22 protein-coding genes are annotated in these 26,581 nt (G+C 53.1%); 21 read left to right on the top strand and 1 reads right to left on the bottom strand.

Going from position 1 to position 26,581, the window contains the following annotated elements:
- The first annotated feature begins 125 nt into the window (after positions 1-125).
- From AC2TF6_RS26325 to AC2TF6_RS26300, 6 genes are all read left to right on the top strand, one after another.
- On the top strand, positions 126-1,466 hold the full coding sequence (locus AC2TF6_RS26325) for a sugar ABC transporter substrate-binding protein (RefSeq protein ID WP_491309183.1): 1,341 nt from the start codon (positions 126-128) through the stop codon (positions 1,464-1,466).
- Positions 1,467-1,586: 120 nt separating this feature from the next.
- Positions 1,587-2,477, top strand: coding sequence for a carbohydrate ABC transporter permease (locus AC2TF6_RS26320; RefSeq protein WP_491309182.1), 891 nt, complete (start codon positions 1,587-1,589; stop codon positions 2,475-2,477).
- Positions 2,478-2,491: 14 nt separating this feature from the next.
- Complete coding sequence (locus AC2TF6_RS26315) at positions 2,492-3,316, top strand: carbohydrate ABC transporter permease (RefSeq protein ID WP_009675707.1); 825 nt, start codon at positions 2,492-2,494, stop codon at positions 3,314-3,316.
- A gap of 54 nt (positions 3,317-3,370) precedes the next feature.
- A complete protein-coding gene (locus AC2TF6_RS26310) occupies positions 3,371-5,539 on the top strand; it encodes a histidine kinase (protein ID WP_491309181.1) in 2,169 nt (722 codons plus the stop codon).
- On the top strand, positions 5,536-6,714 hold the full coding sequence (locus AC2TF6_RS26305; RefSeq protein ID WP_491309180.1) for a response regulator transcription factor: 1,179 nt from the start codon (positions 5,536-5,538) through the stop codon (positions 6,712-6,714). The genes AC2TF6_RS26310 and AC2TF6_RS26305 overlap by 4 nt, the downstream gene beginning before the upstream one ends.
- Before the next feature lie 215 nt (positions 6,715-6,929).
- Entirely contained in the window at positions 6,930-7,919 is a 990-nt protein-coding gene (locus tag AC2TF6_RS26300) for a serine/threonine protein kinase (protein ID WP_491309179.1), read from the top strand.
- A 93-nt stretch (positions 7,920-8,012) separates the two neighbouring features.
- Here AC2TF6_RS26300 and AC2TF6_RS26295 read toward each other — a convergent pair whose 3' ends face one another.
- On the bottom strand, positions 8,013-10,067 hold the full coding sequence (locus AC2TF6_RS26295) for a VWA domain-containing protein (RefSeq protein WP_491309178.1): 2,055 nt from the start codon (positions 10,065-10,067) through the stop codon (positions 8,013-8,015).
- 428 nt (positions 10,068-10,495) lie between these two features.
- On the opposite strand from AC2TF6_RS26295, the gene AC2TF6_RS26290 reads away from it, so the two are divergent.
- The 15 genes from AC2TF6_RS26290 to AC2TF6_RS26220 all read left to right on the top strand — a co-directional run bounded on the left by AC2TF6_RS26290 (position 10,496) and on the right by AC2TF6_RS26220 (position 26,491).
- Entirely contained in the window at positions 10,496-12,664 is a 2,169-nt protein-coding gene (locus AC2TF6_RS26290; RefSeq protein ID WP_218230876.1) for a transcriptional regulator, read from the top strand.
- A 119-nt stretch (positions 12,665-12,783) separates the two neighbouring features.
- A complete protein-coding gene (locus AC2TF6_RS26285) occupies positions 12,784-13,209 on the top strand; it encodes a hypothetical protein (protein WP_042232073.1) in 426 nt (141 codons plus the stop codon).
- 189 nt (positions 13,210-13,398) lie between these two features.
- Positions 13,399-13,830 carry a DnaJ domain-containing protein gene (locus AC2TF6_RS26280; protein ID WP_491309177.1) on the top strand — a complete coding sequence of 144 codons (432 nt, stop codon included), beginning with the start codon at positions 13,399-13,401 and terminating at the stop codon, positions 13,828-13,830.
- Between the two features lie 169 nt (positions 13,831-13,999).
- A complete protein-coding gene (locus tag AC2TF6_RS26275) occupies positions 14,000-14,578 on the top strand; it encodes an FHA domain-containing protein (protein ID WP_491309176.1) in 579 nt (192 codons plus the stop codon).
- A 60-nt stretch (positions 14,579-14,638) separates the two neighbouring features.
- Positions 14,639-15,175 (top strand): FHA domain-containing protein, encoded by a 537-nt coding sequence (locus AC2TF6_RS26270; RefSeq protein ID WP_009675759.1) that lies wholly within the window; start codon positions 14,639-14,641, stop codon positions 15,173-15,175.
- Entirely contained in the window at positions 15,175-16,020 is an 846-nt protein-coding gene (locus AC2TF6_RS26265; protein ID WP_491309175.1) for a PP2C family protein-serine/threonine phosphatase, read from the top strand. The genes AC2TF6_RS26270 and AC2TF6_RS26265 overlap by 1 nt, the downstream gene beginning before the upstream one ends.
- A gap of 47 nt (positions 16,021-16,067) precedes the next feature.
- The gene (locus AC2TF6_RS26260; RefSeq protein ID WP_491309174.1) at positions 16,068-17,831 is read left to right on the top strand and encodes a serine/threonine protein phosphatase; all 1,764 of its coding nucleotides are present in this window, start codon (positions 16,068-16,070) and stop codon (positions 17,829-17,831) included.
- On the top strand, positions 17,828-19,114 hold the full coding sequence (locus tag AC2TF6_RS26255) for a normocyte-binding protein (RefSeq protein WP_491309173.1): 1,287 nt from the start codon (positions 17,828-17,830) through the stop codon (positions 19,112-19,114). Before AC2TF6_RS26260 ends, AC2TF6_RS26255 begins: the two co-directional genes overlap by 4 nt.
- On the top strand, positions 19,105-19,800 hold the full coding sequence (locus AC2TF6_RS26250) for an iron-dependent peroxidase (protein ID WP_491309172.1): 696 nt from the start codon (positions 19,105-19,107) through the stop codon (positions 19,798-19,800). The genes AC2TF6_RS26255 and AC2TF6_RS26250 overlap by 10 nt, the downstream gene beginning before the upstream one ends.
- A gap of 22 nt (positions 19,801-19,822) precedes the next feature.
- Positions 19,823-22,474 carry an Hsp70 family protein gene (locus AC2TF6_RS26245; protein ID WP_491309171.1) on the top strand — a complete coding sequence of 884 codons (2,652 nt, stop codon included), beginning with the start codon at positions 19,823-19,825 and terminating at the stop codon, positions 22,472-22,474.
- Between the two features lie 26 nt (positions 22,475-22,500).
- The gene (locus tag AC2TF6_RS26240) at positions 22,501-23,277 is read left to right on the top strand and encodes a DNA and RNA helicase (RefSeq protein ID WP_491309170.1); all 777 of its coding nucleotides are present in this window, start codon (positions 22,501-22,503) and stop codon (positions 23,275-23,277) included.
- Between the two features lie 28 nt (positions 23,278-23,305).
- Entirely contained in the window at positions 23,306-23,905 is a 600-nt protein-coding gene (locus AC2TF6_RS26235; protein ID WP_491309169.1) for a hypothetical protein, read from the top strand.
- Positions 23,902-25,314: a phage baseplate assembly protein V gene (locus tag AC2TF6_RS26230; protein ID WP_491309168.1), complete on the top strand. Its 1,413-nt coding sequence runs from the start codon at positions 23,902-23,904 to the stop codon at positions 25,312-25,314. Before AC2TF6_RS26235 ends, AC2TF6_RS26230 begins: the two co-directional genes overlap by 4 nt.
- Positions 25,311-25,946 (top strand): hypothetical protein, encoded by a 636-nt coding sequence (locus AC2TF6_RS26225; protein WP_491309167.1) that lies wholly within the window; start codon positions 25,311-25,313, stop codon positions 25,944-25,946. Before AC2TF6_RS26230 ends, AC2TF6_RS26225 begins: the two co-directional genes overlap by 4 nt.
- Complete coding sequence (locus AC2TF6_RS26220; protein ID WP_491309166.1) at positions 25,943-26,491, top strand: hypothetical protein; 549 nt, start codon at positions 25,943-25,945, stop codon at positions 26,489-26,491. The genes AC2TF6_RS26225 and AC2TF6_RS26220 overlap by 4 nt, the downstream gene beginning before the upstream one ends.
- Positions 26,492-26,581: the final 90 nt, after the last annotated feature.

Here is a 26,581-nt window from a genome sequence, read left to right as displayed (position 1 = left end):
TGTTCAGTTGAAAAAGTTAACAATCTTGAAAAAGTAAACCACAAACCTTAATTTCTTGCATTGTTGAAAGCGCTCCAAACGATGATAATAAACTTACAATTCGAACTTAATGGGGGTCAGGAAAAATGGGCAGAAAATCAGCTCGCATCTCCGCCGCGGCTCTGGTCGGTGTCTTGGCGGTCGGCTTGGCGGCTTGCGGACGCGCCGATCAATCCGCGGGGACGAACACGCAGGATACGAATACGGGGTCAAAGGGAGGGGACAAGAAAGTCACCATCACATTCCAGAACATTTACCCCGATCCGACGACGCCTACGTACAAAATGCTTCATAAAATCGTGGAGCAGTATGAGAAGGAAAACCCCAATATTCATATCGAGCTTGATTCCATGAACACCGACCAGCAGAAAATGAAGCTGAAAACCCAGGCCGCTTCCAAAGAGATCCCGGACATCACGATCGTGAACCCGGCGGCCCAGATGAAGCCTTTCGTCGATGCCGGGCTACTCGCCCCGCTGAACGACATGCTGGACAAGAACGGCCTGAAAGGGACTTACCAGGACGGGCTGCTCGATTACTACAGCTTTAACAACAACGTGTACGCCCTGCCGGACGGCAATAACATTCAGGTCGTTTACTATAACAAGGACTTGTTCGCCCAGGCAGGCATCAAAGATACGCCGAAGACGTTCGAGGAACTGCTGCAAGACGTGAAGCTGCTGAAATCCAAAGGCATCACGCCGATCGCCATCGGGGAGAAAGATTCCTGGACGGGTTCGTTCCTGTTTATGAATATGCTGCTCCGCACAAACGGCGGTCCGGGCTTCCTCCAGGACGTGCTCGACAAGAAGAAGACGTTCAACGATCCGGCGTTCACGGAGGCCGTTTCGAAGTTCCAGGAGCTGGTGCAGGCCGGCGCATTTAACGAAGGCGCGACGTCCGTCGATTACAACGCGGGCGGCAACATTTTCAAAACGGGCAAAGCGGCCATGCACATCATAGGCACATGGGAAACCGGCGCTATCGACGCTTCTTCCGTGGGCGGCAAAGTCGGCGTGTTCCAGTTCCCGACGGTAGGCGGCAAGGGCGACGTGAACCAGTACATGATCGCACCGGGCAGCGCCTTCGCCATTTCGGCCAACAGCAAGCATCTGCAGGAGACGAAGGACTTCCTGAACTACTTCACGCTGAATCTGCCGAAAGTCCAGTTCGAGCTGAAGAACGCCGTGGGCATCGGGCAGAAGGTGGAGGGGGATTTTAAAGCCGCCGGTTACTCCGATCTGGCGATTTCCATCCTCGATCTGTTCAAAAACGTCAAAGGCGGCGACCTCGCGTTCGACAACACGATGAACCCGGCTACCGCTCAAGTCCACCTGGGCAGCATCCAGAACCTGTTCATCCAGAAGGCCGATCCGAAACAGGTCGCACAGGAACATCAGAGCGCTTTCGAGGCCAATATCAAATAAAACGGGGCATTGCGATGGAGGGGTTCGGACCGGACCCCTTTTTCATCGACATTTTTTTGCAAGGGCCGCAGCGGAGAGAGAAAGAGCAAGCGGCCGTTTGTCTACAGGAGGCGTACTAGAGTGAATATGTTAAAAGTACCTGCGCGAACCATCGCCGTCTTCGTGCTTCCAAGCCTGCTGCTGTACGTCTGCATGGTGTTCGTCCCTATCCTGGTCTCGTTCTATACCGGGCTGCTGGACTGGAACGGCATATCCGGCTCCAAATTCGTGGGCCTGGCCAACTTCAAGACGATGTTTTTCGGCGATCCGGTCTTCTGGCCGTCTGTCCGCCGGACGCTGCTTTACGCGGTCTTTTCCATGATCGAGATTCCGATTTGCCTGATGGTGGCGATTTTGCTGAACCGGTACGTGAAGAAAGCCAATTCGCTCGTATCGATCTACTTTTTGCCGGTTATTTTGTCGGTCGTCATTATCGGGCAGCTCTGGAAAACCGTCTACAACCCGGCTTCGATGGGCGGGATGATCAACGGGATGCTGACCGCGTTCGGCTTGACCGAATGGACGCACAGCTGGCTGACCGAGCCCGACATTGCCATGTTCTGTCTGTACATCGTGTCCCTGTGGCAGTATTTCGGCTATCATCTGCTGATCCAGTTCACCGGAGTGCAGAACATTCCGGCCGAGATCTACGAGGCGGCCCGCATCGACGGCGCGGAAGGCTTCACGGCGGACCGCTACATCACGTTTCCGATGATCGTGCCCATTCTGAAAATCTCGCTCGTGCTCGCTTTTATCGGCTCCCTGCAGGCGTTCGATCTCGTGATGGTCATGACGGGCGGAGGGCCCGCACACTCCACGGACGTCATCTCGACGCATATGTACAACATGTCGTTCCTGTCCCAGAAATACGGGTACGGCAGCGCGATTGCCACCTTCCTGGTCATCCTGTGCCTGGCGTTTACGGTGCTGATTAACGTAGTTTTCAAACGTCTGGAAAATAAGGTAAGCTAGGAGGAGGACCGCCTGTGAAATCCGTCAAAAAAGGAATCGTCTATGCGCTTTTCGCGATTCTGATCGTCACTCAGATGTATCCTCTTCTCTGGCTGCTTACGTACTCCCTGAAGACCAACGAAGAGATTCTCGGCAGCAGCTTTTTCTCCTTGCCCGCATCGCCGAGGTGGGGCAATTACAAAGAAGCGTACGAAGCGGGACACTATCTGCAGTATTTGTTCAACAGCGTGTTCGTCACCGTCGTTACGATGGTTTGCGTCATTCTGCTGAGCTCCATGGCAGCCTATGCCATTTCACGGTTCCGCTGGAAGCTGGCCCCCGCGGTCATGCTCGTTTTCCTGATCGGGCTGATGATTCCACTGCAGGCTACGCTGCTGCCTTTAATGATTATTTTTAAAAACATGAGCATACTCAACACGCACTTGTCCCTGATTCTGCCTTACATCGCGTTCCAGACGCCGGTTGCCGTCTTTATCCTGAGCGGCTTTATGAGATCCGTTCCGCACGAAATCGAAGAATCCGCTTACATGGACGGGGCGAGCGTGTATCGCATTTTCCGGAGCATCATCCTCCCGATTTCCGTTCCGCCGGTCATGACGGTCTGCATCTTGACGTTCATCAACATCTGGAACGAATACATCCTGGCGGCGACTTTCATCTCCTCGGAGAAGCTGAAGACGCTTCCGTTCGGTGTGTACACCTTTGTGAGCCAGTATTCCGTCAACTACGGCAACATCGGGGCTTTTCTCGTCATGGGGGCGGTGCCCGTCATACTCCTTTATTTCATTCTTTCGGAAAAAATCACGAAGGGCATGGTTGCCGGAGCGGTAAAAGGGTAGGCGCTGCACGGACGGCATGGGGAACCGGGCGAAACAACGAAAGGGGATGAATCCTTGAGACGCGGCTTCCAATCCATCCACCACCGGTTGTTTTTTCTGTTCCTGTTCTGCATGTCCGGCATTCTGATCATCATCTCCCTGCTGTTCTACAGCCGCACGACCGAGCAGTTTCAGACGAAGATCAGCGACCTTTCCCGGAAAAACGTCTCGCAGACCGTCGACCTCTTCGACCTGCTGCTCAAAGGCTACGACAGCTTGTCCAAAACGATCGGCAACAATTTCGATCTGGTCCGTCTGCTGACGGAATCGCCGCAAGAGCCTGCGCTCGATTATATTAACACTCGCTCCGTCACTAACATGATCGGGGCGATTTTCTACTCCCGGGAAGATTTGATCGGCATCCACGTCATCATGGACAAAGGAAAGATCTACAACTACGGCAACTACATGAATGTGGTCGATCCCGAATACCGCAGTTCCGACTGGTACCGGGACGTCCGTCAATCTTCGGGCAAAATGGTCTGGCTGGGCGTGTTTCCGCACTCCCTGATCGACCAGAACGAGAAACGGACCGTGTTTGCCTTCGGCCGCCAGATTTACGATCTCAACGAGCATAAGCCGATCGGGATTGTGCTTTACGAAGCGAATCCGCAGGCGATTTTGTCCGCATTGAATAATTTGAAGCTCAGCGAACACAGCGAGGTGTATCTCGTCTCGGACAAGGGGCGCTTCGTGTCTTCCACCGCTTCGGCCGAATCGCTGCCTTCTCTCCAAGATGTCCCTCTGCCGGACGATTCCCAGGAAATGACCGTCGATCAGAAGAACGGGCGGCTGGCGGTAGCTTCCAAGCTGCCTTTTGCCGACTGGCTGGTAGTCAGCCTGACGCCCTACAAAGACCTGAACGTCGAGCTCGTGCAGATGCAGCGTTATATTATCCTGATCGGAACGATTCTCGTTCTCGTCTCGGCTTTTATCGCGTCCATCGTATCCAAACGGATTTCGATGCCGCTCATCCGGCTGATCCGGCAGATGAAGCAGGTGGAGCAGGGCAACTTCAAAGGAATCGTGAATGTGACGTCCTACCGGGAGATCAACATTCTGGTCGGATCGTTCAATCATATGGTGAACCGGATCGAGGAGCTTATCGAACGGGTGAAGATTTCATCGGTCAGCGAAAAGAACGCGGAACTTCATGCGCTCCAGTCCCAGGTCAATCCCCACTTCCTGTACAATACGCTGGATATGATTTATTGGATGCTGGACGAGAAAGGCAACGACAAGCTGGGTGAAGTCGTGCTTTCGCTCTCTCATATGTTCCGCTACAGCAGCCGATGGGAAGAAGGGGCGGAGGTTACGCTGCGGGAAGAATTCCGGCAGATTCACCACTATCTGACCATTATTCTCGTCCGGCTTGAAGGACGTCTGGAAGTGGAGCTGAAGACGGATGAACGGTACATGGACATCCGCATCCCGAAGATGACGCTCCAGCCCATTATCGAGAATGCCGTGAAGCACGGCCTGGAGCCGCTTAACCGACCGGGGATGCTCACCATCTCGACGTTTGCGGACGGCCGGGAGCTGGCGATCCGAATCGAGGACAACGGTGTCGGCATCGAAGAGGAGAAGCTGCGCGGGCTGCGCGAATCGCTGTACGGCGAATGCACCGCAGGAGGCAGGCGGAGCGGGGGAGGCGCGCCGGGCGCTTCGGAGAGCGCGGACCGTCCGGGCGCAGGCGGCGGTGCAGCACAAGCGGACGCGTCCGCTGCGGCAGGTGAGCCGGGCGGCCGGGAAGACGCCGGTACCGAAGCCGGAGCCGGAGCGGCCAACGCAGCCGCTTTCAATCCCGGCGATGGCGCGGTCGGCGCAGCGGCCTGCGGTGCCGGCGCAGCAGGCTCGGGCAGCGGCGCTAAGGCCCCCTCCGGTACCGGTGTGTCCGCCTGCGGAACTGTCGCTGCCGCTGCCGCGTCCTCCGGTCCGGCGCAGGCTTCGGCACATGCCGGCCCCCCGGTTCTCGCGCCCGGTGCGGGCTTCCCTCCCCGGCCGGACATAAGCCGCAGTGAGGAAGATGCGTCGTCCCAGGGAGGCATCGGACTGCAAAATCTGCACCGGCGCGTGCAGCACATGTACGGCGAAGCATACGGCGTCACCGTTGAAAGCTCAGCGGGCGAGGGGACGACCGTGATCGTGCGGGTCCCGCTTCCGAAGGAGGAGAGAAACGTATGAATATTCTGGTTGCGGACGATGAAAGCGTCATCCGGGAAGGGGTCAAGCGCACCATCGAGCACGCCTACCCCGGGCACGGCGTTTTCTTGGCGGCTTCTACCGAGGAAGCGGTTAAGATTCTCAGCGGACAGCACGTAGACATCGTGCTTACCGATATTATTATGCCGGGCATGACCGGCCTCGAATTTATGCGGATTTCGAAGCGGAAGCATCCGGCCATCAAGTGGGTCGTCATTTCCGCCCACTCCGAATTCGCTTATGCGCAGGAGGCGGTCCGGCTTGGCGCCCGCGACTATCTTCTGAAACCGATCGGCAAGCCTAAGCTGATTGAGTTGATCGAGAGCCTCACCGGCGAGATCAGACGCGAAAACCTCCAAAGCAAAGAGAGCGTGAGGCTGAAGTCGAGCCTGAAATATTTGCGCGAAGCGGTTTTTCTCCGGCTGGCGGCGGGGCTGGATACCGGCAACCTTGATATCCAGTCGTTTGTGGAGGATTTCCCGGACTATTACCTCGTGTTCGTCCAGATGGATGCGGGGAGCAAGAGCGTTCATCTGGAGCATTTTATCGTGGAAAATGTCCTCTCCGAGATGATCGAGACGCATGGCCAGGGATTTGTCGTCAGCTACGACCGCCAGAGCCTGCTCGGCCTCGTGGCGCTGAACGACGGAATCCGGATCGATACCCTGCTGGACGCGCTGAAAAGTCATCTCAAGCACTATCTGAAGGTACCGTTCCAGATTTTGAACTCGGGACTGCATCATGATTTTAAAAGCGTACCGCAAACCGTCACCCGGCTGAGGCAGGCTTCCGCTGCGGTCGAGTACGACAGCATCAAAGTAAGCGGGGACAAATCCATCGAGGTTGCGCTTCAATACATCAAGGCGCATTATTCCGAAGACTTGTCCCTGGAGAAGATGGCGTCCGTCGTCTTCCTGAACCCGGTCTATTTCAGCCAGCTGTTCAAGCAGAAGACCGGCCAGGGCTACAAGGAGTATGTAACGGGCCTGCGGCTGGACCAGGCCAAGCAGCTTTTGTGCAACCCGCAGCTGAAACTGGCGGAAATCGCCGAACGGGTGGGCTACCAGGATGTGCGGCATTTTACGCAGGTGTTCCGCAAGAAATTTATGCAGACGCCTACGGAATACCGGCAGGAGCATAATGTGACGGTGGTATGAGCGGGGATTCGCGGGTTGGCAAGCAAGTCCGGACTTTACACGATCTAACGGGTTCCCTTCTTCCGGAGGGAGCCTTTTATATGTAGATAGCTCTTTTAACAAAATTAGTATTATCCAGATGGTGGGCTATATGTTAATATGAGCATATTATTTGAGGCTTTATGGCATCGATTAGAATGCTGCCGTCTTGGCAGGAGAGCGAGGAAGCGGGGAGTATGTCGGTAAGAATTGAATGCGGGCTGGCGTCGAAGACATTCCTTCACGGTGGAGCCTACCGGATTGGTAGAATACTTGCTTGCAGCGAGCTGTCCATTGTCTATGCGGCACGGGAAACCGGAACAGGCGAAGCGTGTGTCATAAAAGAATTTTTCCCTAAAAGTTTGGCTTTGAGGGATGTGGACGGAAGGTCCGTACTGTGCCGGACTCCTTCTCTAAGAAGCAAATACGAGACATTGAAGTCCGTCTTTTTGAATGAAGCGGTGATTCTGGGGCACTTGCGGCACCCGAACATTGTGAGGCTTACCGGACATGTGGAGGAAAACGGGACGGCCTATATCATTCTCGAACGCTGCCGCGGAGTGTCATTGGAACGCTGTATCCGTAAAAACCGTTTACGCTCGAAAAGCCGATTTTATGCAACGACGGTGCCCAGTCTCCTTGATGCTCTTGAGTATATTCATGAGCAGGGCGTGCTGCACCGTGATATCAAACCTTCCAATATTATCGTCGGCCCGGACGGTCAGGCTAAGCTGCTTGATTTCGGATCGGCCGTCCACTCGTTGAGTGAGGACAAGCCTATTTTTACATCGGCGGGATATTCTCCTTTGGAGTTTTATTCGGCCGCATCTCGCCAAGGTCCTTTCTCCGACCTGTACAGTACGGGTGCGACCCTGTATTACTGCCTGTGCGGAGAAGCGCCGGTTGAGGCTAGCCGGAGATTGTTTCATGACCCGGTTGAACAAGTTTTACGTAAGCGGGGCGGTAAAGTGACACCTTTGCTGTCCCGCCGCATTATGAACTGCTTGTCCATGGATGCCGGACAGAGGGGGAGCTTGCAGCGTTTGAGAACCGCGTTAAAAGCGGAGTCGCTTTTGTGGAAAGCGGTAGAGGGCTTGCGTGCAAACTTTCGCCCCGGGCGAAATTCCCCGCCGGGAGATGCTGCCGCCTCCGGTAAGAAGAAGGATTTGGTTAAGTCAGATGTCTAGTTCTTCTTACCACCCATCTGGCTTCATCAATGAAAGCCGATCCTCATGAGTCGCAGCTTGCTCCCGAATTTTTTAGAAGCGCAAACCGTCCGTTTATGTCCGGACGGTCTGCGCTTCTTGTGTTTGCGGCCGGTAACTGGCCTTCACGGCTTTATAACGAAGCTCGATCTCCGTAACACCGTCTTCGAAAGTGATGTAGAGTTTATCCCCGTATTCCAGCTTGTCTTTCTGTTTCTTGCCTAGCGGAGACGAGCCTTTCTGCACCGCACAGCGTGTGTTGTGACGGAACAGGAGGCTGCCGTCCTTACGTGCCTCGAAGAAGATGCGATCAGCCTCGGGCAGCGATTCGTTCACATTCAGGCTGAGGAACAGCTCTTGGAGACTGATGCTCCGCGTATCAAAAGAAGTCAGCGGCCAGTATTTTACCGGGATGTCATTGCCGCTGGCGGTTTGTAGAAAATAACCTTCCAAGCGTCCCGTAAATTTAGGTTTCGGACGAAGGGTGAAGTAAAGAACCGCGCCTAAGGCTGCCGCGGCCGCAACTCCGAGCAGGACTTTCGTAATAAGCGTCCATATCGAAACGACGGTTACAGCCAGGGTTGCTGTTGCGCTCGCGCCCTCTTCATCGGTTGCCGTAACCCGCAGTTCGCTGTTACCGGTATTCAGCGGGTTTAGGAGCAGGAAGCCGTCTTGGAATTTTGCTTCCACAGAATTCCGGCCGTCGTCAGCGGCAACGGAATACGTAAGTTTATCCCCGTTCGCGTCATGGAAATATTCCCCGAGGTCAATCTTCTGTTCGCCGTCCTCCCGGCTGATTTTGATCATTCCGGGTTTCGCTTCAGGCGGGGTATTGAGCACTTTCAGCTCGGCCGTCGTGGTTTCCCGGTAAAAATCGGGAGCGGTCATGACGATTTTCCACGGATAAGTACCTGTCGCCGGGAAAATATGCGCAAGCTCGAAGCCGTTTCCTTCCTGCTTAAGCGGGAAACGCTCCTCTGTTTTCTTTTGCGGATTTGTCACGACTAGTTCCGTTTTCATAGAACCGTATAGGTCTGAATCCCCAAGAGGCTTGCCGTCGGAATGATACAGACGCGCTGTGAAGGGGAAGGCGACTCCCTTTTGCGCTTCCTCCGGTAGTTCAACCCCCGCTTGGAGCTTATAGCCGGCGAGGAGGTTCACCTTCACCAGATCGCCCGGTTTCCCCCGGAAAATGACCCTCATACTGCCCTTCTGGGGTTCGATCACTTTCATAAGCGTATAATTGTCCGACTTGTAAAGCCTCACATTTTTGGAGGTGGAATAGACTTGCGCCTCTGTTAGAGGATTCGGAGACAAAAGAATAAGGTTTGCCTCGCTTATGCTCGAGTTCGCAACGGGTACCGTTACTTCTTGAAGCTCGCCTGTTGCCGAGACGGCAGATACGGAAATAAGGGACGATTGCAGTTGTTTGGCGAAGATGAGATTGAAAATCTCCGGCAAATCATCCGCACTGCCCGCCATGAAGGAGGTGCCTCCGGTTTCGGCGGCTATGTTCTCCAGTTCCGATTTACGGGCGGACCCGTCCCGGTTTAATCCTACGGTATAAATCGGGATGCCGAGCTTTCTGGCGATGCCGATAGAGTCTTCAACGTCCCGGCCCGAAATGTCCGCGTTTCTTCCGTTGGCATGCTTGCCGAAGTCGGTCCCCCCGTCGGACAGCAGAATAAGGAACGGTTTCCGGGCGGGATCGTAACCGTTTTCCATTAGCTCGGCCGCTTTGCGCAGACCAAGACCCATATCGGAGTACCCACGGCGTTTGATTCCGTCCAGTGTTGATTTCCAGGCGTTGGAGCGTTCGCTCGATCCGAGGTCCGAAAGCGGAAGCGAAGAGACAATTTTATCGTTGTAGGCCACGTAGCCGACCCGGGAATGGCCGGTTCCCTCGAGATCCATGAACATTTTGACGACTTCGGCGGCAATGCCGTCTTTGTCTGTTTCATTCATGGAAAAGCTCGTGTCCAGCACAAACATGGCATCGAGTCCTTGAGGGGTTTCCACTTTTGCGGCGGAAAGCGGCCGGGGATAAATCAGCAGACCTGCAACCAGAGACACGAGTAGTGCGGCCTGGAGCCATTTTTTAGAGTGAATAAGCTTGCGGACGAGAGACATGACATCACCTTTTTGTAGAGATATCGGACTATATTACTAATAATATACAAATAATTGGTAAATTTTCTTTTATTCCACAGTATAGTTCATCGGCTTTAAAAATGAAAAATGTTAGATCGTGGATAAAAAAAGTAAATTTTTATTTTTAAGCTACGTTTTTACTTATATAAAAGGTGTTCTATCCCTGTTTTCATAAATATTGACAAATTCAAACGTGGATCATTATGATACTTCTAAAGTCACAAACCGGATGTTTTTCCATTCTCGGATTGTGAAGTCATGTTTTTACATAAATAGTTCTTTATAACTACTTAATTAGAAGAAACTAGTTCTAAACTCACAGGAAGGAGGGGGCGGCAGGTTTACTGTTTCGCCATCAAACAAGCCTTGCCTAAGGTCTTGATCAGGTAAACTTTCCGCTGACCGCTATGGACATTATCAATCAAACGAACCGAACGATGCTTTTTGAGGAAATTAATCCTGAGAAATTAGACCTAGTGACCATCGTAGGAGATGTCAAAGCCATTGACAGCTTGAGCGATGACAAAATCAAGGAAATTAACAGGCATTTGCTTGTACGTAATTTCGATGAGTTTCTCGACAAGTTTTCTCCCACGGTCTACTCCTTCTACAATGCGGCTAATCAGAAAGTGATGTACACGTTAAAGAAGCCGGAAGGATTGGCGGATGACGCCATCTCTGAAATCAGGATCGACCAGAACAACGACTTTCTTAAAATGCTCTTCACCCTGATCGACACCAAACGCAGCCAGGGTATCCCCAATGTGGATTTTAAATTCGAGAATTTGCTCGATATGATTTCCCCAAAAAAAGTGATGGACGATATCCGCCAGGTCCGGAAAGAAATCCATTATTTATACGGGCAGTACGAAAAGCTGGATGAAGGAGATCCGAAGAAATTCGATCTGGGTGACAAGCTCAACGGGATGTTCGAAGATGCGAGCAAGAATTACAACAACGTCATGGCGATGCTTCCGCTTGCTATCGAGGATATCAAAACCCGGCTTCTGCTCGGCAGCGCGCAAGAAGAGAACAAGTCGGAGGCTTTCCAGATCGGCATGCTGACGATCGGCAATAACGGCGAGCTCAAAATTATCGAGGCGCCGAAGAGCGGGAGCACGGAACTTATGCTGCTCGACGATAACAGCTCTAACGAGCTCGTTTCCGTGTTCGAAGAAGATTACGAATCAATCACGGAAACGCCGTCGGGATATGTGAAAGATCTGGTTGTCCGCACGTTCTGCCCGCTTCCCGCTGTGCAGAGCACCGTGGATGTGGAGACGGAAGTCCAGAACTACAACACCTATCTGGAATTCTACAAAAACGCCAAGGACGACTTCGTCAAAACGGTAAAACCTCTCGTTGAGAAAATACTGGGCGTCAAAATGTTTTTCGAACAGTACGCCACGAAGAACAAGGGCATGCAGCCTACTTTGCTCGTGACGAACAGCAAGCTGGACATGACGGTGAAGAGCAGCAATATTCCGCGTCTGGAGACCTATCTCAACACAGTCAACTCCAAAAACGATTTCAGCGATACGATCTGGTTCGGTATCGTTCCTTCCGTTGAACTCGAAACGGCCGGCAAAGTCAAAGTCAGCCGGGAGCGTTTCAAAGGCAACGAGAAGGTCATGAAGCCTGACGGAAACACGATGGAATCGCTGTCCATGCTGCTCCAAGTCCTCAAGGAGTATAAAGTGCAGCTGTTCTTCAGCTTCGAATCGGGCGAAGACACCACCTTCAACAGCATGGCGACAGCGGGAATCGATAAATATATCGATAAATGCGGTGTGCTTGTCCGCAAAGAGTACAGCGAGTTTGCTGTCCCGTGCGTACCGAACTTTACCATTATCCCGAAAGACAAATCGGGTGTGGTGATCGACAGCCGCATGCTGCATACCGAAGACGGAGCGCGTCTGTCCCAGGAGAAGGAAGACATCCTGAAGCTGTGGATCGAAGGCGTTTATATCGGCGCGAGTTACGTGGCGGCCGGTCTGGTATCCGCTTACCAGTGCCCGGAATATTTGCGGGAGCAGTTTAAGAGCGTCAGCAGAGACTATCCGGGCGTACGCTTTGATATCGAGGCGGGGGACCACAGTCTGCGGGCCGTGTCCACTATGGCCAAGGAAATATCCGGCTTCACCAACAACATCAAGGATGCCATTAACCGCAAAAACTTCGGATTCATTTTCTCTTCGGAGAATGCCCAGCTTCAGGACCGCGATATCAAACGAATTACCGTGTATAAGGCCCGCAGTCTTGCGATGGCGGAAGACGGATTCGATTCCATTTATAAAACATTGGTCAGCACTTACATAGAGCGGATTCTTCGTTTCCAGACCGGTGATTTCAAACATGAGAATATCGTTAAATTTTTCAGCAACAATCCAAGCAGCCAGAAGAGCAAATGGCTCGGCACCCGGGGATTCGTAAACTCGATCATTCAGGATGGAGACGATATGAGCTACATCATCGACGACAAGAGCAACCTGTGCCATATCGATCTTGTATTTAACGGCAACGTGAAGAACCTGGAAGTGACGATTACGAAGGGTACGTCGCCGGTCAAAGTATGATCGGTGCACTAAAGCGTATGTTAAAGGCATGGTTTCCCATACCTGCCTTTATACATAAATCTCGCAAGCAATCTTTGCCGACGGGAACCTTATCAACCAATTTCAAGGAGGTAATACAAATGGGTTTCAGACTTAAAGTAGAAGGCGCAGAAACATTCGAATTGGGCATGGATAACATTCAAACGGTAACTTACGATACCGACACGCCAAACGATTCCAATGCAAGATCGACCGATGTAGGGGCAACGCTCCGAATCTCGGGCAAAATTATTACGGCTACGGACGGCGACAGCGCGGATGACACGCTCAAGCTGGGTCTGTGGTCGCTGGTTCCGGCCGAGAAAGCGGACTGCTACAGAAAAGTGACGCTTGAAGTCATTGCGGCTGACCAAGTTGTCCGTAAGATTTATTTCCCGAATGCTTTCGTAGTGGACTACAGCGAGAATTTCGGAGACACCGAAGGCGTGGGAAGTTTCAGCCTGTTTATTAAGCAGAAAAAGGACAAAACCGAATTCGCGAAAGTCGAAGGCGGCTACTCCATATAAATTCCGGCCGTTCATCAGAACAGAATTTAAGAGGCGTTATGCCTCTTGAATTCTGTTCCGGAATTTTCCGGCATCTATGCATCGGAAAGCGATCCTGATTGGCGAATAAACCTACCTCTACACCGCGGTCGTTTATTTTCGGAAGACCTTGGCAGAGGTTTATCTCATATGTGCAGGGACGAGGACAGAATGGATTATTACCAGGTGCTTGGCGTGGCAAGGAACGCTCCGCAAGCGGAGATCAAGAAGGCGTACAGGCTGCTGGCCAAGAAGTATCATCCGGATCTTAATCCAGGCAATCCGGATGCGGAGCGCAAGTTTAAGCAGATCTATGAAGCGTACCAGACGCTGGAGGATGAAGCGTCGCGAAACGCTTACGATCATAAGCTCGACGGGCAGGATCAGCGAGGGAGCGGCGGCAAGGGCTCGCATGAAAAAGCGGCAGGCAGCCGTGCCGGAGCGCAGCAGGCTGAATTTGATCCAAACGACGTAAGAAAGAATTTTGAGCGCTTTTTCGGTTTTGCCGGCAAAGCCGGAGGCGGGGAAGCCAAACCATCTCAGAAAAATCCGATGGATACGACAGACCTCTTTAACCGGTTCTTCGATGCGAAGAAGAAGTAGTCTGCTTCGGTAACAACGCGTAAGCAAAGTCGGCTTGCGGGATGCCCCTCTGGTGAAGAAGCTGGCGGGTGCCAATGAAGCAGTAGGTTCCACTTCTACGGTGTACGGGATGTGTCGGAGACATCTTGCCGTCAGGAAGGGAACTTTTTTTGCGTTCCCGATGGCGCGAATGTTGTTACGCAATAATGCGAAGGACATGGGGGAAACCGGCGTGAAAGGCAGAAAATCCGGATGGATTACTCTACTAGACGTTCTTATTGCAGGGCTGGCGGCAGCCGTCTTGATTTATGTCTATTTTATTAATACCGACAATACGCTGAAAATGTTCGTCAGTCTTCTAATGGCGATAGGGCTGTCCGTTCTGGGGTTCGTATACTACCGTATGCCGATAGAAAGGCCGGAACGGGAGGCGATCGCGAAGCTTGTTCTGCTTAATGAGGACGGGGAAAGCGTGAAGGAGTGGTATATCCAGGGGGAAACATCCTTGCTGATCGGCAAAAGCTCCGGTCAAAACGAGGTTGATATAGATCTGGCCGATGCCGAATATGCATCGCTGATCCAAAGCGAACATGCCGTGTTAAACCGCAGCGGCAGGGAGTGGTTTATTGAGGACGTCGATTCCGAAAGCGGTGTGGGCATCCAGAAAAGCGGCAGGGGTCCCAGAGACAAGCAAGAAGTCGAGGAGCCTCACAAGCTGGATGTCGGAGATATTGTATACATAGCCAATACGAGGCTTTTGGTCAAATAAGGAGCAAGCGGAGAAGAAGCTGACAGCCGATCCGATAGGACAAACGGAGGAATGAACAGGATGAGTTTGACAAGATGCGCCAATGGACACATGTTCAGCACCAGAAAACATGGCAATACGTGCCCTTACTGCAGCGTTGTGGTCGAGCCGCCGGCTTCACGAGCCGAAGAATCAAGGCCGCAGAGAGTGCAGGAAGACGATAAGACGATGCCGTTTCTGGGGGAGACGACCGGCATTGAACCGGTTGCGGGATGGCTGGTTTGCATCGAAGGGCCTCAAATGGGACAAGATTACCGCATCATGGCCGAGAAAAATTTTATTGGCCGCTCGGAAGAAATGCACATCCGGATTATCGGAGACAACGCGATTTCCAGACGGAACCACGCGGTCATTGTCTATGATCCGAAGAAGCGGAATTTTTATCTGCTGCCCGGAGACGCATCGGGATTGGCGTACCACAATAACGAGGCGGTCTATACGCCGGTGGAATTAACCGCTTACGATCTGCTCCAGCTCGGGCGGAGCAAATTTGTGTTCATTCCGCTGTGCGGGGCGCATTTCGAGTGGAATAATACGGCCGCTGCGGGGATCGGCTAATGCCGGCGGGATCAGATGGAACACCGTATCTGATTGTCGGGGCTGCCATTCTCCTCATTTTGCTGATGCTGTATGTACGGAGCCGGCTGAATAAACGGAAGCCTGAAGTGCCCACGGTACTGATAGGGAACGGACAGACCATCGGAGCCAGGAACGAGCAGGATGATTATTTCGCCAGCACCACAACGACCATCGGAACTTTGGCCGTACTGGCAGATGGAATCAGCGGACTGGCGAACGGCAGAATGTGCAGTACACTTGCGGTGTCCACGTTTTTGAAGAATTTCTTGAATGTGGAGCATGTGCGGCATATCCCTCATTTTTTAAGCGAAACGGCTCGCAGGGTGAATTCCGAGATAGTCGAACAGCTGAGAGGGGCTCAGGGCGGTACGACTCTTGTGGCGGGAATCCTCAACGGGGATAACCTGTATTGGGGCGCTGTCGGTGACAGCGTGATTCTGATTTACCGGCAGGGGGAGTTTCTTCCTGTTAATCCTAAACATACGTATGAGAACGTCCTGGAGCAGAAATATTTGTCGGGTGAAATTACAAAGGATGAAATGGCCGCCAATCCCAAGAGAAGACAGCTGGTTAACTACCTCGGGTATGAGCAGTTTCAGAACATGGAAATCAGTGAGACGCCGTTCCGGCTAAAGACAGGGGACAAAATCATTTTTTGCAGTGACGGGGTGTATAACACGTTAACAGAGGTTGAAATGGAGCAAATCTTGACAGGCAGCAGCTCGCCGGAGGAATCCGCACAGGGCATGATCGATGCGATTGAAGCCAAGGGGCTTCATAAGCAGGATAATGCAACGGTCATCATTCTGGAGAAGGGCTGGTAGAGCCGGATGAAGGAAACCGGTTTTGACAAAAGGGAGCGGGGGGACGAATGAGAAAAGAAAACAGCGATTTCAAGACCGGTTTCGTTACCGAAGCGGGGACCTTTGTGCAGAACAGGGACTACTTTGCCTTTGTCGAGCTTGAAGATATGGCTTGCTGGGTGCTGGCGGACGGTCTTGATTCGGACAGCGAGGTAAACAGTGCGGAAATGGTTGTCCGCAGTATTTTGTCCCGCTTTTTGAATAAGCCCGCCTTGTCGGCCGCCCGGCTTAAACGATACATGCAGGAAGCCAGCGAATGGCTGAATGAGGAAAGCCGCCGGGTCCGCCTTAAGGCGAGCGTGCTGATCGTCGTGACGGACTACACGAGAATCGTGTGGGCCGTTGCGGGCAACGCGCGATTGTATGTGATCCGGGGAGGCAGGCTCGTGGAACGGAGCCGCGACCAGAGCCTGGCCCAATCCTGGGCGGATGAAGAACGTATTCCGCTTGAAGCCGTAGACCGGCATGAAGAGAGGCATAACCTGCTGAATTATGCAGGCAAACCGGATGTGTTCGAGCCGTATGTCTCTCCGAAATTCATGCTGGAAGACGGGGATGTGCTCTTGATGAGCACTCCGGGAATGTGGGAAAACGTCGCATCCGCCGAGATGGTGGACGCCGTCGAGGAAGCGAAAGGTCCGGCGGAGCTTACGGATCTGCTGGAAGAAGTTCTTCTGAGCAGGCAAAAACGGATGGTTCCGAACTATACGGCGGCGGCTGTTTGTGCCAATAAAGTCTACAAAGAAGTGAAGGGAAAAAAGCGGAAGTGGGCCAAACGGATCGCGTTGATTCTCATTCCTCTGCTGCTGGTCGGAGGCGGAGCTTATGTGTACGCGGCCAAAGAAGCCGCACGTAAAGCGGAAGCGGCCCAGGGCATGCTGGAGCACGGCAAGAGCGGGGACGACTATGCGGCTGAGGGGGATTATGCCAAGGCGCTCAAGGAATACAGCGAAGCGCGCAGCGATTCCCAGAAGATCAAAGATAAGGTGCACACCGTGCTCTTTACTAAAAAACAGCGTGCCGCCCAGTATATCGTGGACGGGGACACCTTCCTTAAGGAAGGGGAATACGATAAAGCCGCGGCGAGTTTTACTAAAGCCCAGTCCGAGATCAAAAATCAGGCTGATTTTAATCCTCAGCATCTGGAAGAGCGCATAGGGCGTATCCAGGCTTATTCGGCTGTCATGAATACGGTCAAAGAAGGGGACCAGAAGTTTACCGCTCTCGATTACATAGGCGCTCTTGAGATTTACCAGAAAGCGAAGCAGGCATCTGCGGAAGCTTCGTTCCCGGACGGGGACAAGCTTATTAAGGGAAAGCTGGATGAGACTCAGGAAAAGATCGCCGGCATCGAGAAAGAAACGAAGCTTCTTGAAGCGGACAAGCTGGACAAGAAGGGAGACCGCAGCATGGCCGCCCAGGACTACGCCGGGGCGATCACGGCTTTTGCCTCGGCCCAGGAGATTTATCAGGAAATCAAGATGCTGGAACGGGTGCTTGGTATGGAGAGGAAGATTACCAAAGCCGAGGAAAAGCAAAATCCTGTCCCGGCGGCACCGCCTGCAGCTCCTGCGGCTCAAGGGGGACAAGCTCTTCCGGGTCAAGGATCGGGGGATCATCCATCCGGACCGAATCAGCCGGCTCAGCCGCAGACATCACCCTCCGCAGGAGGACAATCTTCGCCTTCTCCGGCGGGAGCATCCGGGTCACCCGCCGGCGGAGAAGGGCAGTCTCGGCCCGCTAAGGGCGAAGGAGGGAATTCCCCCGCATGAAGGATATTATTTTGGACCGGCTGAACAAAATGGAGGATTTGGAGCAGCGCCGTATGCTCAAGCAGTTGATGACGGGGCTTTTTCTGAATCTGGTGGACTATCAGGAGCAAATGAACCTGCAGCTGGAAAAGCGGGTATTTGACGAGATTGAAGATTGGGAAGGCCGGTTTGATATTTATGCCAGCTTGTGTTCGCGGGATGAATGGGACCCTCTCCATGAATTTTTGTATCCGATGTGCCCGGAGGATGTGGAGAACACTTTGATTGATATGCTTCACGTCATCGAAGGGCTGAGGGACGGCAGAGAAGCGCGGCTGATCTCTCTGTTCCTGGAATGTGATTCCGTACGGATCCGGGAACTGACGAAGAGCGGCAGGCTGTTCGACGGACATCTCAAGACGCTTTCGGGAACCTATCCGATTAAAGTAGCGCTTCGGCCTTGCGAGAAGTACATCAAAGAGATCGAGAATCTGTATCAGATATTCCTGAAAAACGGTATTCCATGGCGGACAATCAACCATCCGTTTGCCTATAAATTTATCGACGTCGTCTTGACGGAATGCGCCGGAATACCCGGGGAAGATGAGACCATTACGGAAATTTCAGTGAATCTGGAAGAGTTTGAAGCTTACAAGCGGACGGATCGGATTCCGCTTTGGAATATGGAACGGCTTGAGATCAAGAACAGCGGATTTCCGGTTCCCGCTTCAGACAAGGTTAATTTCGAACATGTTCTGTCACTGAGGAAAACGGGGTTGGAGCATGGGTATCTGGTGGATGGGCACACGGACGATATCCGGTACATCAAACGATCCGGGGAAGAGCTGACGATCGTTTCGCCGCAAGAGAAAGCCGGGGTCTGGAACGTGTTGAAGGTTGTACAACCGGTTGATATCAAGATCGGGAGACTTCAATATGCACTTGTCTCAAACCGCTGCGCCAGCAGTTTTGTCGGCAAGTACGCACGAAAGCAGGCCACGATTGTGCGCTCCAAAGGGGAAGTGGCGCGGATTGTGCATTCCCTTGAAGCTTCCGAATATTTGACGCTGGAGGATATTCGGATCGTGGACAAAGCGGATTCAACGGCAGTTACGTACGAAATGAACCCTTTCATCAGCGACCAGGTGCGGGCGTCAAGCGGCAGGGCCGCGCTGTGTCTGAGCTTTCGGCCCGGCCGTTCGTTCGGAAGGGATGAGTTTATAAGAAACGACTTCATGAGCTTTGTCGTGTCGGAGGTTCAAATGTACCTGCCCGAATACACATGCGAAGGGGTATGGGTTTGAATTACATATGGGATCTGTTGATCCGGGCTGAGCAGTGCGGTCTGGACAAGAAAGACATTCAATTCTCCGCCGCTTCCGTGTACTCCCCGTATATGGAGCTGAGCCTGGAACATATGAACGCAAGTCACGTCGAGAAACAGGTTGAAATTAATCCGTTTTATCGTTTTGACGAGATGTTCCGGGGGATGCTCGATATTAATTACACGGAGTACCCGGAATTCAGACGTGCTTTGTTTGATATTCTCATTCATTTTCTGGGCGAGATCGATCTGCTCCAGGGAATGAACAAAAGGGAATTTTACATCCGGTTTGTCCGCCGTGACATAGAAGCCGGGATTTTCGGGGACAAGGTGCGGCGGAACTTTCAGAGGTGCGGCAAGGAGGAGCAGGATATTGTGGCGGCAAGTGTCCTGCAGACGGTTCAGACCGGGGATGCGCTCTTTACCTTGAAGCGGACAGCCCGCCTTTTGTTTCCCGGGTCCACTATTTATGCAAATTGCGAGGAGAGGAATGAGCTTCTCTTCTATATCAACCAGGAGGAGAGCGAGTCCGGCCGGGCCAAGATCAGCTTGCTGCTGGATCTGCTGCTCCCCGTCCGTTTTCACACCGAGCTTTATTGGAACCGGCATTTCGGCATATTGGGCGTAGAAGAGACTATGCGGCTGGACCGCATTGCGATGTATTGACCAGCCGTGAAGGAGGACAACGATGAACGGATACTCATACAGGCTGTATCAACATCCGGAGGATAGAATGGCCGATCCGGGCGTCGTACGCTACAGCCGTGAGGAGCTGACGGAAATGACGACGTATCAGCTCCGGACCATTTGCAGTAAAGAGAAACTGATTGAAGGGTTCGCCAATACGCTGGACCGTGAAGGCTTCATCGCCACCATCCTCAAATACAGGGGGACGGAAGAATGCCTGTTGATCGGAGGCCCGGTTCCGGGCGGCGAAGAACGGCTGCAAACGGCGATCCGGCGCTATTTGCGTACGCCTTTAGGAGAGAGGGGCACGAAAGTCCCGGCCAGAATCACCCTCTACGAAGGACTTCGCCTCGATGAGCGGGACGGCTGCAGGCTGGAGGGAGCTGCCTCTTTCTCGGGAACGAACGCCCTCCTTGTAAATGAGCAGATGGAGCTGTGCGGCATACTGAATGTGGTCCAAAGTGTATCGAAGCCAGGCACATTCTGTCTGACGAGGAACCGGGACGCCTATCTGAAGCGCTCGGCCAACCGCAACTACAGCTTGCTCTTCTTCAGCCGGCACGACTCCGATTATTTGTACCGGATCTACCACCAGAACAAGCCCCTTCCCCCGGTTAATCTGCATTACTGCCGCCTGCCGGCCGCCGATCTGGAAATCCGGGAGCCGGAGCTGACGGAAGCCGTATTGGCCATTGATTTCGGCACCTCCAATACGACGGCGGGGGCTTATCTCGACGGCGCCTATGTTCAAACGCCCTGCAGCCAGGACCTCTTGAACGGAACGGTCCGGCTCGATGCGATTAACTACGCGGCGTTCCCCGATCCGGCCGCCCCGGACGGTCAATGGATCGAGCTTCTGCCGACGGTCGTCCGCGTGGCGGATTGTTCCGATCCTTTGAATCCCCGGTACCAGTTCGGACACGAAGCCCTTCTATACCGGAAGAAACTCGGATCCGGCACGCAGGCGACCGTATTTCACGGGATCAAACGGTGGGTGAACGATTACGCGAGATCCGAGGAAGTAAGCGATGCGAGCGGCAACAGCACGCATGTGCGCAGAAGCGATATTATCCGCGCCTACCTCGCGTATATTATCGAGACCGCCGAGCATCAATTCAAATGCCGCTTCCGGAATCTGCATATGTCCAGCCCGGTCAAGCTCAAAGCCCAATTCCTGGACATGTATACGGATATTTTGCCGGAATACCGCCTGGAAACGGAAGATTCGCTGGATGAAGGGATGGCTGTCCTTTATAACACGATCGCGGACCGCTTCCAGCAGAATCGTTTTGAAGACGGAGAAACCTACAAAGCTCTCGTTATCGATTGCGGCGGAGGCACGACGGACCTGTCTTCCTGCCGGTTCCGTATCGAGGACGGCCATATGTCTTACAGGCTTGACGTCCAGACTACGTATGAGAACGGCGACACCAACTTCGGGGGCAATAACCTGACTTACCGCATCATGCAGTACATGAAAATCGTGTTCGCCGAGTATTACAGCTGCGGAGAAACAGTGACGGACATCGACAGTCTTATCGGGATTCCGAGCGGAGATGTTTTCCGGCATGTCGATGAGGTTGGGGTGGCGTCGGTATACGAACGGCTGGAAGAACGGTACAGGGAATCGGAACTGCTGCTTCCTACCCGTTTCAGGGAGTATGGCAGTCATACCCGGGAGGATTACAACCGGGTTCGTAACAATTTTCATTTCCTGTGGGAAATGGCGGAGAACATGAAGACGGAGTTTTTCCGCAAAACCGGCATCTTGAGGAACCGGTTTCACTCCGGCAGCGGAGATGTCCGCGAGCACGACCTCAAAATCACAGGAGTGGACCGGTGGTATTTGTCCGTGCGTGAGCAGGGAAGGTTCAAGGACCGGTATGAATTCCCCGATGTGGTGTTCACCATTCAGGAGATTAACCATTTGATCAAAGCGGATATTTATGAAATTGTACGCAAGTTTCTGGAAGATTTCTACCAGAGCGGCGAGTTGCAGACATACTCCATCATCAAGCTGACGGGCCAGTCCTGCCGGATCGATGTCTTCCGGGAAGCGCTGAAAGAATTTGTCCCTGGCAGAACCATTCAATTTACGCAAAAGGCAGGCGAAACCGATCGGGTGCCGGATTTGAAGCTGGCTTGTCTGAGAGGCGCTATCCGTTATCTGGGGGACAAGAAGGCCGGAATCATCCAAACTCAAGTGACGCATCAGGCCGCCGTTATCCCTTACGCGGTCACGGCTTATACGCACAGCCGCAGCGAAAAGGTGCTGATCAGCACGCTGGACCGCGTCAATACCGCGCAAGGCTCGATTTCGAGACCTTGGGGAGCCGCCGAGATCGAGTTCTGCCTCAAAGATATGAACGGGAAGCTCCGGCAGAAATACAGCTATCCGAGCCGGCCTGAGAGCTTCCAACCCGTGCTCTACGAAGACATCGCGGAGACTTACGGCCGCAACATACCTCAGGACGAGACCGATTCCATCGTCAATGAAGAAGTGAAATTTTTCGTCTTCGGAGGGGGCCAAAATTGGGGGTTCCACGTTGTACCGGTAGCGCGCCGCCAGGAACAGCTGTATTTGGGCGCCAAACGATTTTTTGCCTTTGAAAATGATCTGTCGGAAATTGATTTCTTCGACGGCTTGAAGTAAGAAACGCGGACGAAAGGGGGGTGTTTATGTTTACCCGTACCTATCCGAATTTCGCCAAAGGGCGGATTTTGAAAACAGAGATGCTCGAAAATTTGAGGGATTACCCTCACGAGCTGACGGATTTGTTTCTCAGGGATTATTCAGACGGTATCGTAGCCGGGACAGAAATCCGGGTTGGCGAAGACAGCCTGTGCATCGGACCCGGAATTGTTAAACACGGAGGGCTTATCTACACGCTGGTTCGTGAGGTTGAGCTTCCCTACGAGGCTTCGGGGCGGGAGACCGTATTGAAAATCCGGTTCTATCCTGCCGAAACCGAGGGCGATTTTACCGTCTGCCGGGCCGAGCCCTTGCTGGACGAGCACGTATCCGTCTCTCCCGGGGAACTGGAGCTGGCGCGGTTCAAGTTGAAGGAAGGAGCGAGGCTGCGCTCGGACTACCGCAATTTCGCGGACCTGGCGACCGAGTACAACACGCTTAACCGGCTTCGTGCACAATATGCTGGTTTCCGGCAGAGTACGCTTCATCCGGAAATCATGCGGCATTTTGCGGCGGAGATGTTGAAAAACCGGGCAGCCGGCACCCAGGATTTCGCCTTCGCCATGCAGTGCCTGAGTATGCAGCCCGTTGACCGGGAAGCGATTCTTCATTACTTGGCGGTACGGCTGGGCAGGGAATACAAGCCTTATACCAATGAACAGATCCACACCCAATTGTCCCGCATTCTGGAGGAATCGGGGAGCGGAGGACGGCCGGTACCCGGGGGAAGATTCGGGTCCCCTCAGCGGATGATCGTGGATTAATCCAGAAAGAAGAAGGGCGGGAAGTGCCGTGGCGTTTTCGGACGAGAAGATTATTGCGATGCTGAACAAGATGGAAGAATCCCAGAAAGTAAACACCATCGGCGAAGGGCCTGTGCGGATCGGACAACGTTATTACGAGTTTGAGCAGCAGGCTTTTTACGATGACAAGCTTCTGGTATTTATCCCGAAAGATTTCACAGATATGCCCGAAGCATTAAGTGCCATCAAATATCCTCATTCCCAGCGGCCGGAAACGATCAAAACCAATGAAGACGGCAGCATCAATATTACGCTTAACCGGATCGATCAAGACCTGGAAGAGGAATGGGTCGAAGAATTGACTCAGGGAATGAAAACGATCCTTAAAAAAGTGAATCCCTCCAACGTGTTTTTTACGGAAGGTGTCGAGGAAATCCATGGAAAACAGGTCGGCTATTTCGAATTCAAGAGTCCGGCGCTGGATGCTTTTCTCTATAATCTGATGTTTTTTCTGGAGCTGGGAGGCAAGACCCTTATGGGAACTTTCAGCTGCAAATACGACGAGTATGAGGCTTGGAGGGACGTAGCTTTTCAGATCGTGCGGGCCGTCCGGGTCGTTCAAGTGGAGGAAGGGGCGGAGCCAGCATGAGCCAAACGGTGTTTTCATTTGCCGACATTTCCGTTGCGCCGTACAAATTCGAGAAGATTATGGACCTCCATATGGAAAAAACGGTCAATGAGCATGCCAAGCTGACGATCAGCGGGATCGTTCCGGAAGAGATGCTGGACCGGTACGTAGAGCAGGCCGATGAGAATGAACAGATTGCCGTTTCGGTGCGTGACGGAGAGCGTACGACGGTCATTTTCCAAGGAATCGTAACGAATATGGCCGTAAAGGCTGTACACAATGTCCGCACTCTAACCATCGAAGCCCAAAGCTCGACACTGCTGATGGACATCCGGAAAGTCACCCGTTCTTTTCAAAATAAGCAGATGACCTATCGCGGGTTGTTAGATCGCATCGCGGGTTCTTATCCGAATTCGGACGTTGTCGTGGAGGCTGCCGGAGGAACAAGCATTGGCGGACTGGTCGTCCAATACAAGGAGACGGACTGGGAATTCGCCAGGAGACTGGCTTCCCGTCTGCATCTGCCTCTGATTCCGCTCTGTTCGCAGAAGGGCATGAAATGCTATATCGGCGTGCCGGACCTGGGAGAGCCCCATAAGCTCGACGCCTACAACTACAGCATCCGCAAAAATTTGAAGGACTTCAAGCGGAAGTCGGAGAACGGCGTCTCAGGCATCGACGAACAGAACAGCATCAGCTACGAGGTCAGCAGCAGCATGATTTTGGAGCTGGGCAGTCCGGTTACGTTTCAGCGGAGGAAGCTGTATGTATACCGGGCGAGCACGCGGATGGAAGGCGGCACGCTGACCAACCGGTATGAATTAAGAGACAAGCAGGGCTTCAGCTGCCCGACATTGTATGCCTATAAGCTGGCCGGCACCTCACTGTTCGGGTCTATCAAGGACGTATCCAAAGACAAGGTGAAGGTCAAGCTTCATATCGACGGGAAATCATCTTCCGATGAAGCCTTGTGGTTCCCGTACTCGACGGTCTATTCGTCTCCCGACGGCAGCGGCTGGTACTGCATGCCCGAGGTCGGGGACGAGGTCCGTCTGTATTTCCCGGACGAGCAGGAGAAGAACGCCTATGCCGCCAGTTCCGTGGATACCGATTCCTCCGACCCCCAGAAGCGCAGCGATCCCTCCGTTAAGAGCATCAGCACCAAATACGGCAAGCAAATTGTATTCAAGCCCGGCTCCGTTGAGATTATCGGCAGCGGCAGCCTCTTGATGCGGCTTACCGACGACGGCGGGATCGAGATCAACAGCCACAAAAAAATATCCATATCGGCGATGGAAGACATCGAGATTACCGGGGGCGGCAAGGTGCTCATTCAAGGGAAAGAAGGCATTGACCTGAAACAGGCCGATGCAAGCCTGAGCATCATGGATGAAGTCAAAATCAGCGGCGCCAAGGTCAACATCGAATGAGCAGACGGATCGATAAAGAGGCGGCGCTGGAGGACTTCCTGGAGAAGCATATATTCGGCAAGTGGCAGGAAGATCTGATGACGGTTGATGCCGCCTACCAAGAACAACGGCAGCGTATAGAAGAGGAGTTTCTTGCCGCTTTCGAGGCGGTTTGCGGACAAGCCGTCGAACTTCAAGCCAAAGGATGTAAGGGAACTATCCGGTACATCTACTTTTCCCTTATGCGGACAAGCGTAATGGAGAACAGCCCTTGTTACCGGATTGAGGCTTACGATGAGAACTGGTTGACGGATACGGCGGATTGCCGGTCGGAGTGGAGGGCGGAATTTATATTCACTCCTTTATTCCGGCGTATGGAAGCACTGGAGGAGACGAAGAAATCTTATGCAAGGCGTGTCACTTCCGCAGATCTGGACCGGATCAAGCAGATCGAAGCCGTGAAATATCATCTGCTGACCGTGGAATTTATGAGAAATATGGTGCCGCAGCTTCTTGCTCGCAAGAACTATCAACAGATGGATAAGTTTCCGCAAATCGCCTTACTGGCCGGGGAATATCGGGATGAGTGCCAGCTTCTGCACGGTTCGCTGGAATCGCAAAGCGGCGCAAGCGGGGAGGCTCTCAGCGGATGATGGATTACTTTGTGCTGAAGCAGGACGAGCGCTGCACGGACGCGCCGGTTCTTCTTGATGTGATAAGCCGGATCGATCTCCGGGATATTCGTCCGGATAGAGCGCACCGGATTGCCGACACGGTTGTGATGCAGGTAAAGTCGACCCCGGAAACGGAGTACCCGGATGTGCTGGACGGACAGCTGTATCTGATCTCCGACCGGCTGAAACGAATCGCGGCCGCCTACGAGCCGGATCTGCCGGTCAAGCTCATTCCCCTGATGGACAGGGTCCAGCGGAAGCAGAGCAATTACTATCTGCCTCTTTTTGAAGAGGCGGAGGTATTGAGCCCCTCCAGCGAGCTCAACCGGGACGGAACGGTGGTCAAAAAGCTGGTCCTTCAGAGAAGCAAGCTGGCGGGACGCAAAATTTTCAAGATCAAAGAAAGCGCCAAGCCGTTGATCATCGTTCGTCTGGATGTCGCCGAAAGCCTGCTGCGAAGAGATTTCGCCGGAATCCGGCTGGAACGCGCGGCGGTTGAAGAGGATACGGGAAATTTGGGATAGCCGAAAATTATTCATAGAAAGAGGGATTATTTAGGACCATGTACATCTCAATTGTAAGAAAAATGACAGAAAAAATGCTCAATCCCATGT

It is taken from the genome of Paenibacillus sp. JNUCC 35, assembly GCF_058269095.1.
This window is presented reverse-complemented; position numbering and strand designations above follow the sequence as displayed.

Coding starts and splice junctions, on each gene's coding strand:
- AC2TF6_RS26270 (WP_009675759.1), top strand. CDS start 14,639: ATGAGTTTGACAAGATGCGCCAATGGACACATGTTCAGCACCAGAAAA.
- AC2TF6_RS26280 (WP_491309177.1), top strand. CDS start 13,399: ATGGATTATTACCAGGTGCTTGGCGTGGCAAGGAACGCTCCGCAAGCG.
- AC2TF6_RS26285 (WP_042232073.1), top strand. CDS start 12,784: ATGGGTTTCAGACTTAAAGTAGAAGGCGCAGAAACATTCGAATTGGGC.
- AC2TF6_RS26255 (WP_491309173.1), top strand. CDS start 17,828: ATGAAGGATATTATTTTGGACCGGCTGAACAAAATGGAGGATTTGGAG.
- AC2TF6_RS26220 (WP_491309166.1), top strand. CDS start 25,943: ATGATGGATTACTTTGTGCTGAAGCAGGACGAGCGCTGCACGGACGCG.
- AC2TF6_RS26295 (WP_491309178.1), bottom strand. CDS start 10,067: ATGTCTCTCGTCCGCAAGCTTATTCACTCTAAAAAATGGCTCCAGGCC.
- AC2TF6_RS26250 (WP_491309172.1), top strand. CDS start 19,105: ATGGGTTTGAATTACATATGGGATCTGTTGATCCGGGCTGAGCAGTGC.
- AC2TF6_RS26290 (WP_218230876.1), top strand. CDS start 10,496: ATGGACATTATCAATCAAACGAACCGAACGATGCTTTTTGAGGAAATT.
- AC2TF6_RS26325 (WP_491309183.1), top strand. CDS start 126: ATGGGCAGAAAATCAGCTCGCATCTCCGCCGCGGCTCTGGTCGGTGTC.
- AC2TF6_RS26260 (WP_491309174.1), top strand. CDS start 16,068: ATGAGAAAAGAAAACAGCGATTTCAAGACCGGTTTCGTTACCGAAGCG.
- AC2TF6_RS26275 (WP_491309176.1), top strand. CDS start 14,000: ATGTTGTTACGCAATAATGCGAAGGACATGGGGGAAACCGGCGTGAAA.
- AC2TF6_RS26265 (WP_491309175.1), top strand. CDS start 15,175: ATGCCGGCGGGATCAGATGGAACACCGTATCTGATTGTCGGGGCTGCC.
- AC2TF6_RS26305 (WP_491309180.1), top strand. CDS start 5,536: ATGAATATTCTGGTTGCGGACGATGAAAGCGTCATCCGGGAAGGGGTC.
- AC2TF6_RS26300 (WP_491309179.1), top strand. CDS start 6,930: ATGTCGGTAAGAATTGAATGCGGGCTGGCGTCGAAGACATTCCTTCAC.
- AC2TF6_RS26240 (WP_491309170.1), top strand. CDS start 22,501: ATGTTTACCCGTACCTATCCGAATTTCGCCAAAGGGCGGATTTTGAAA.
- AC2TF6_RS26245 (WP_491309171.1), top strand. CDS start 19,823: ATGAACGGATACTCATACAGGCTGTATCAACATCCGGAGGATAGAATG.
- AC2TF6_RS26225 (WP_491309167.1), top strand. CDS start 25,311: ATGAGCAGACGGATCGATAAAGAGGCGGCGCTGGAGGACTTCCTGGAG.
- AC2TF6_RS26230 (WP_491309168.1), top strand. CDS start 23,902: ATGAGCCAAACGGTGTTTTCATTTGCCGACATTTCCGTTGCGCCGTAC.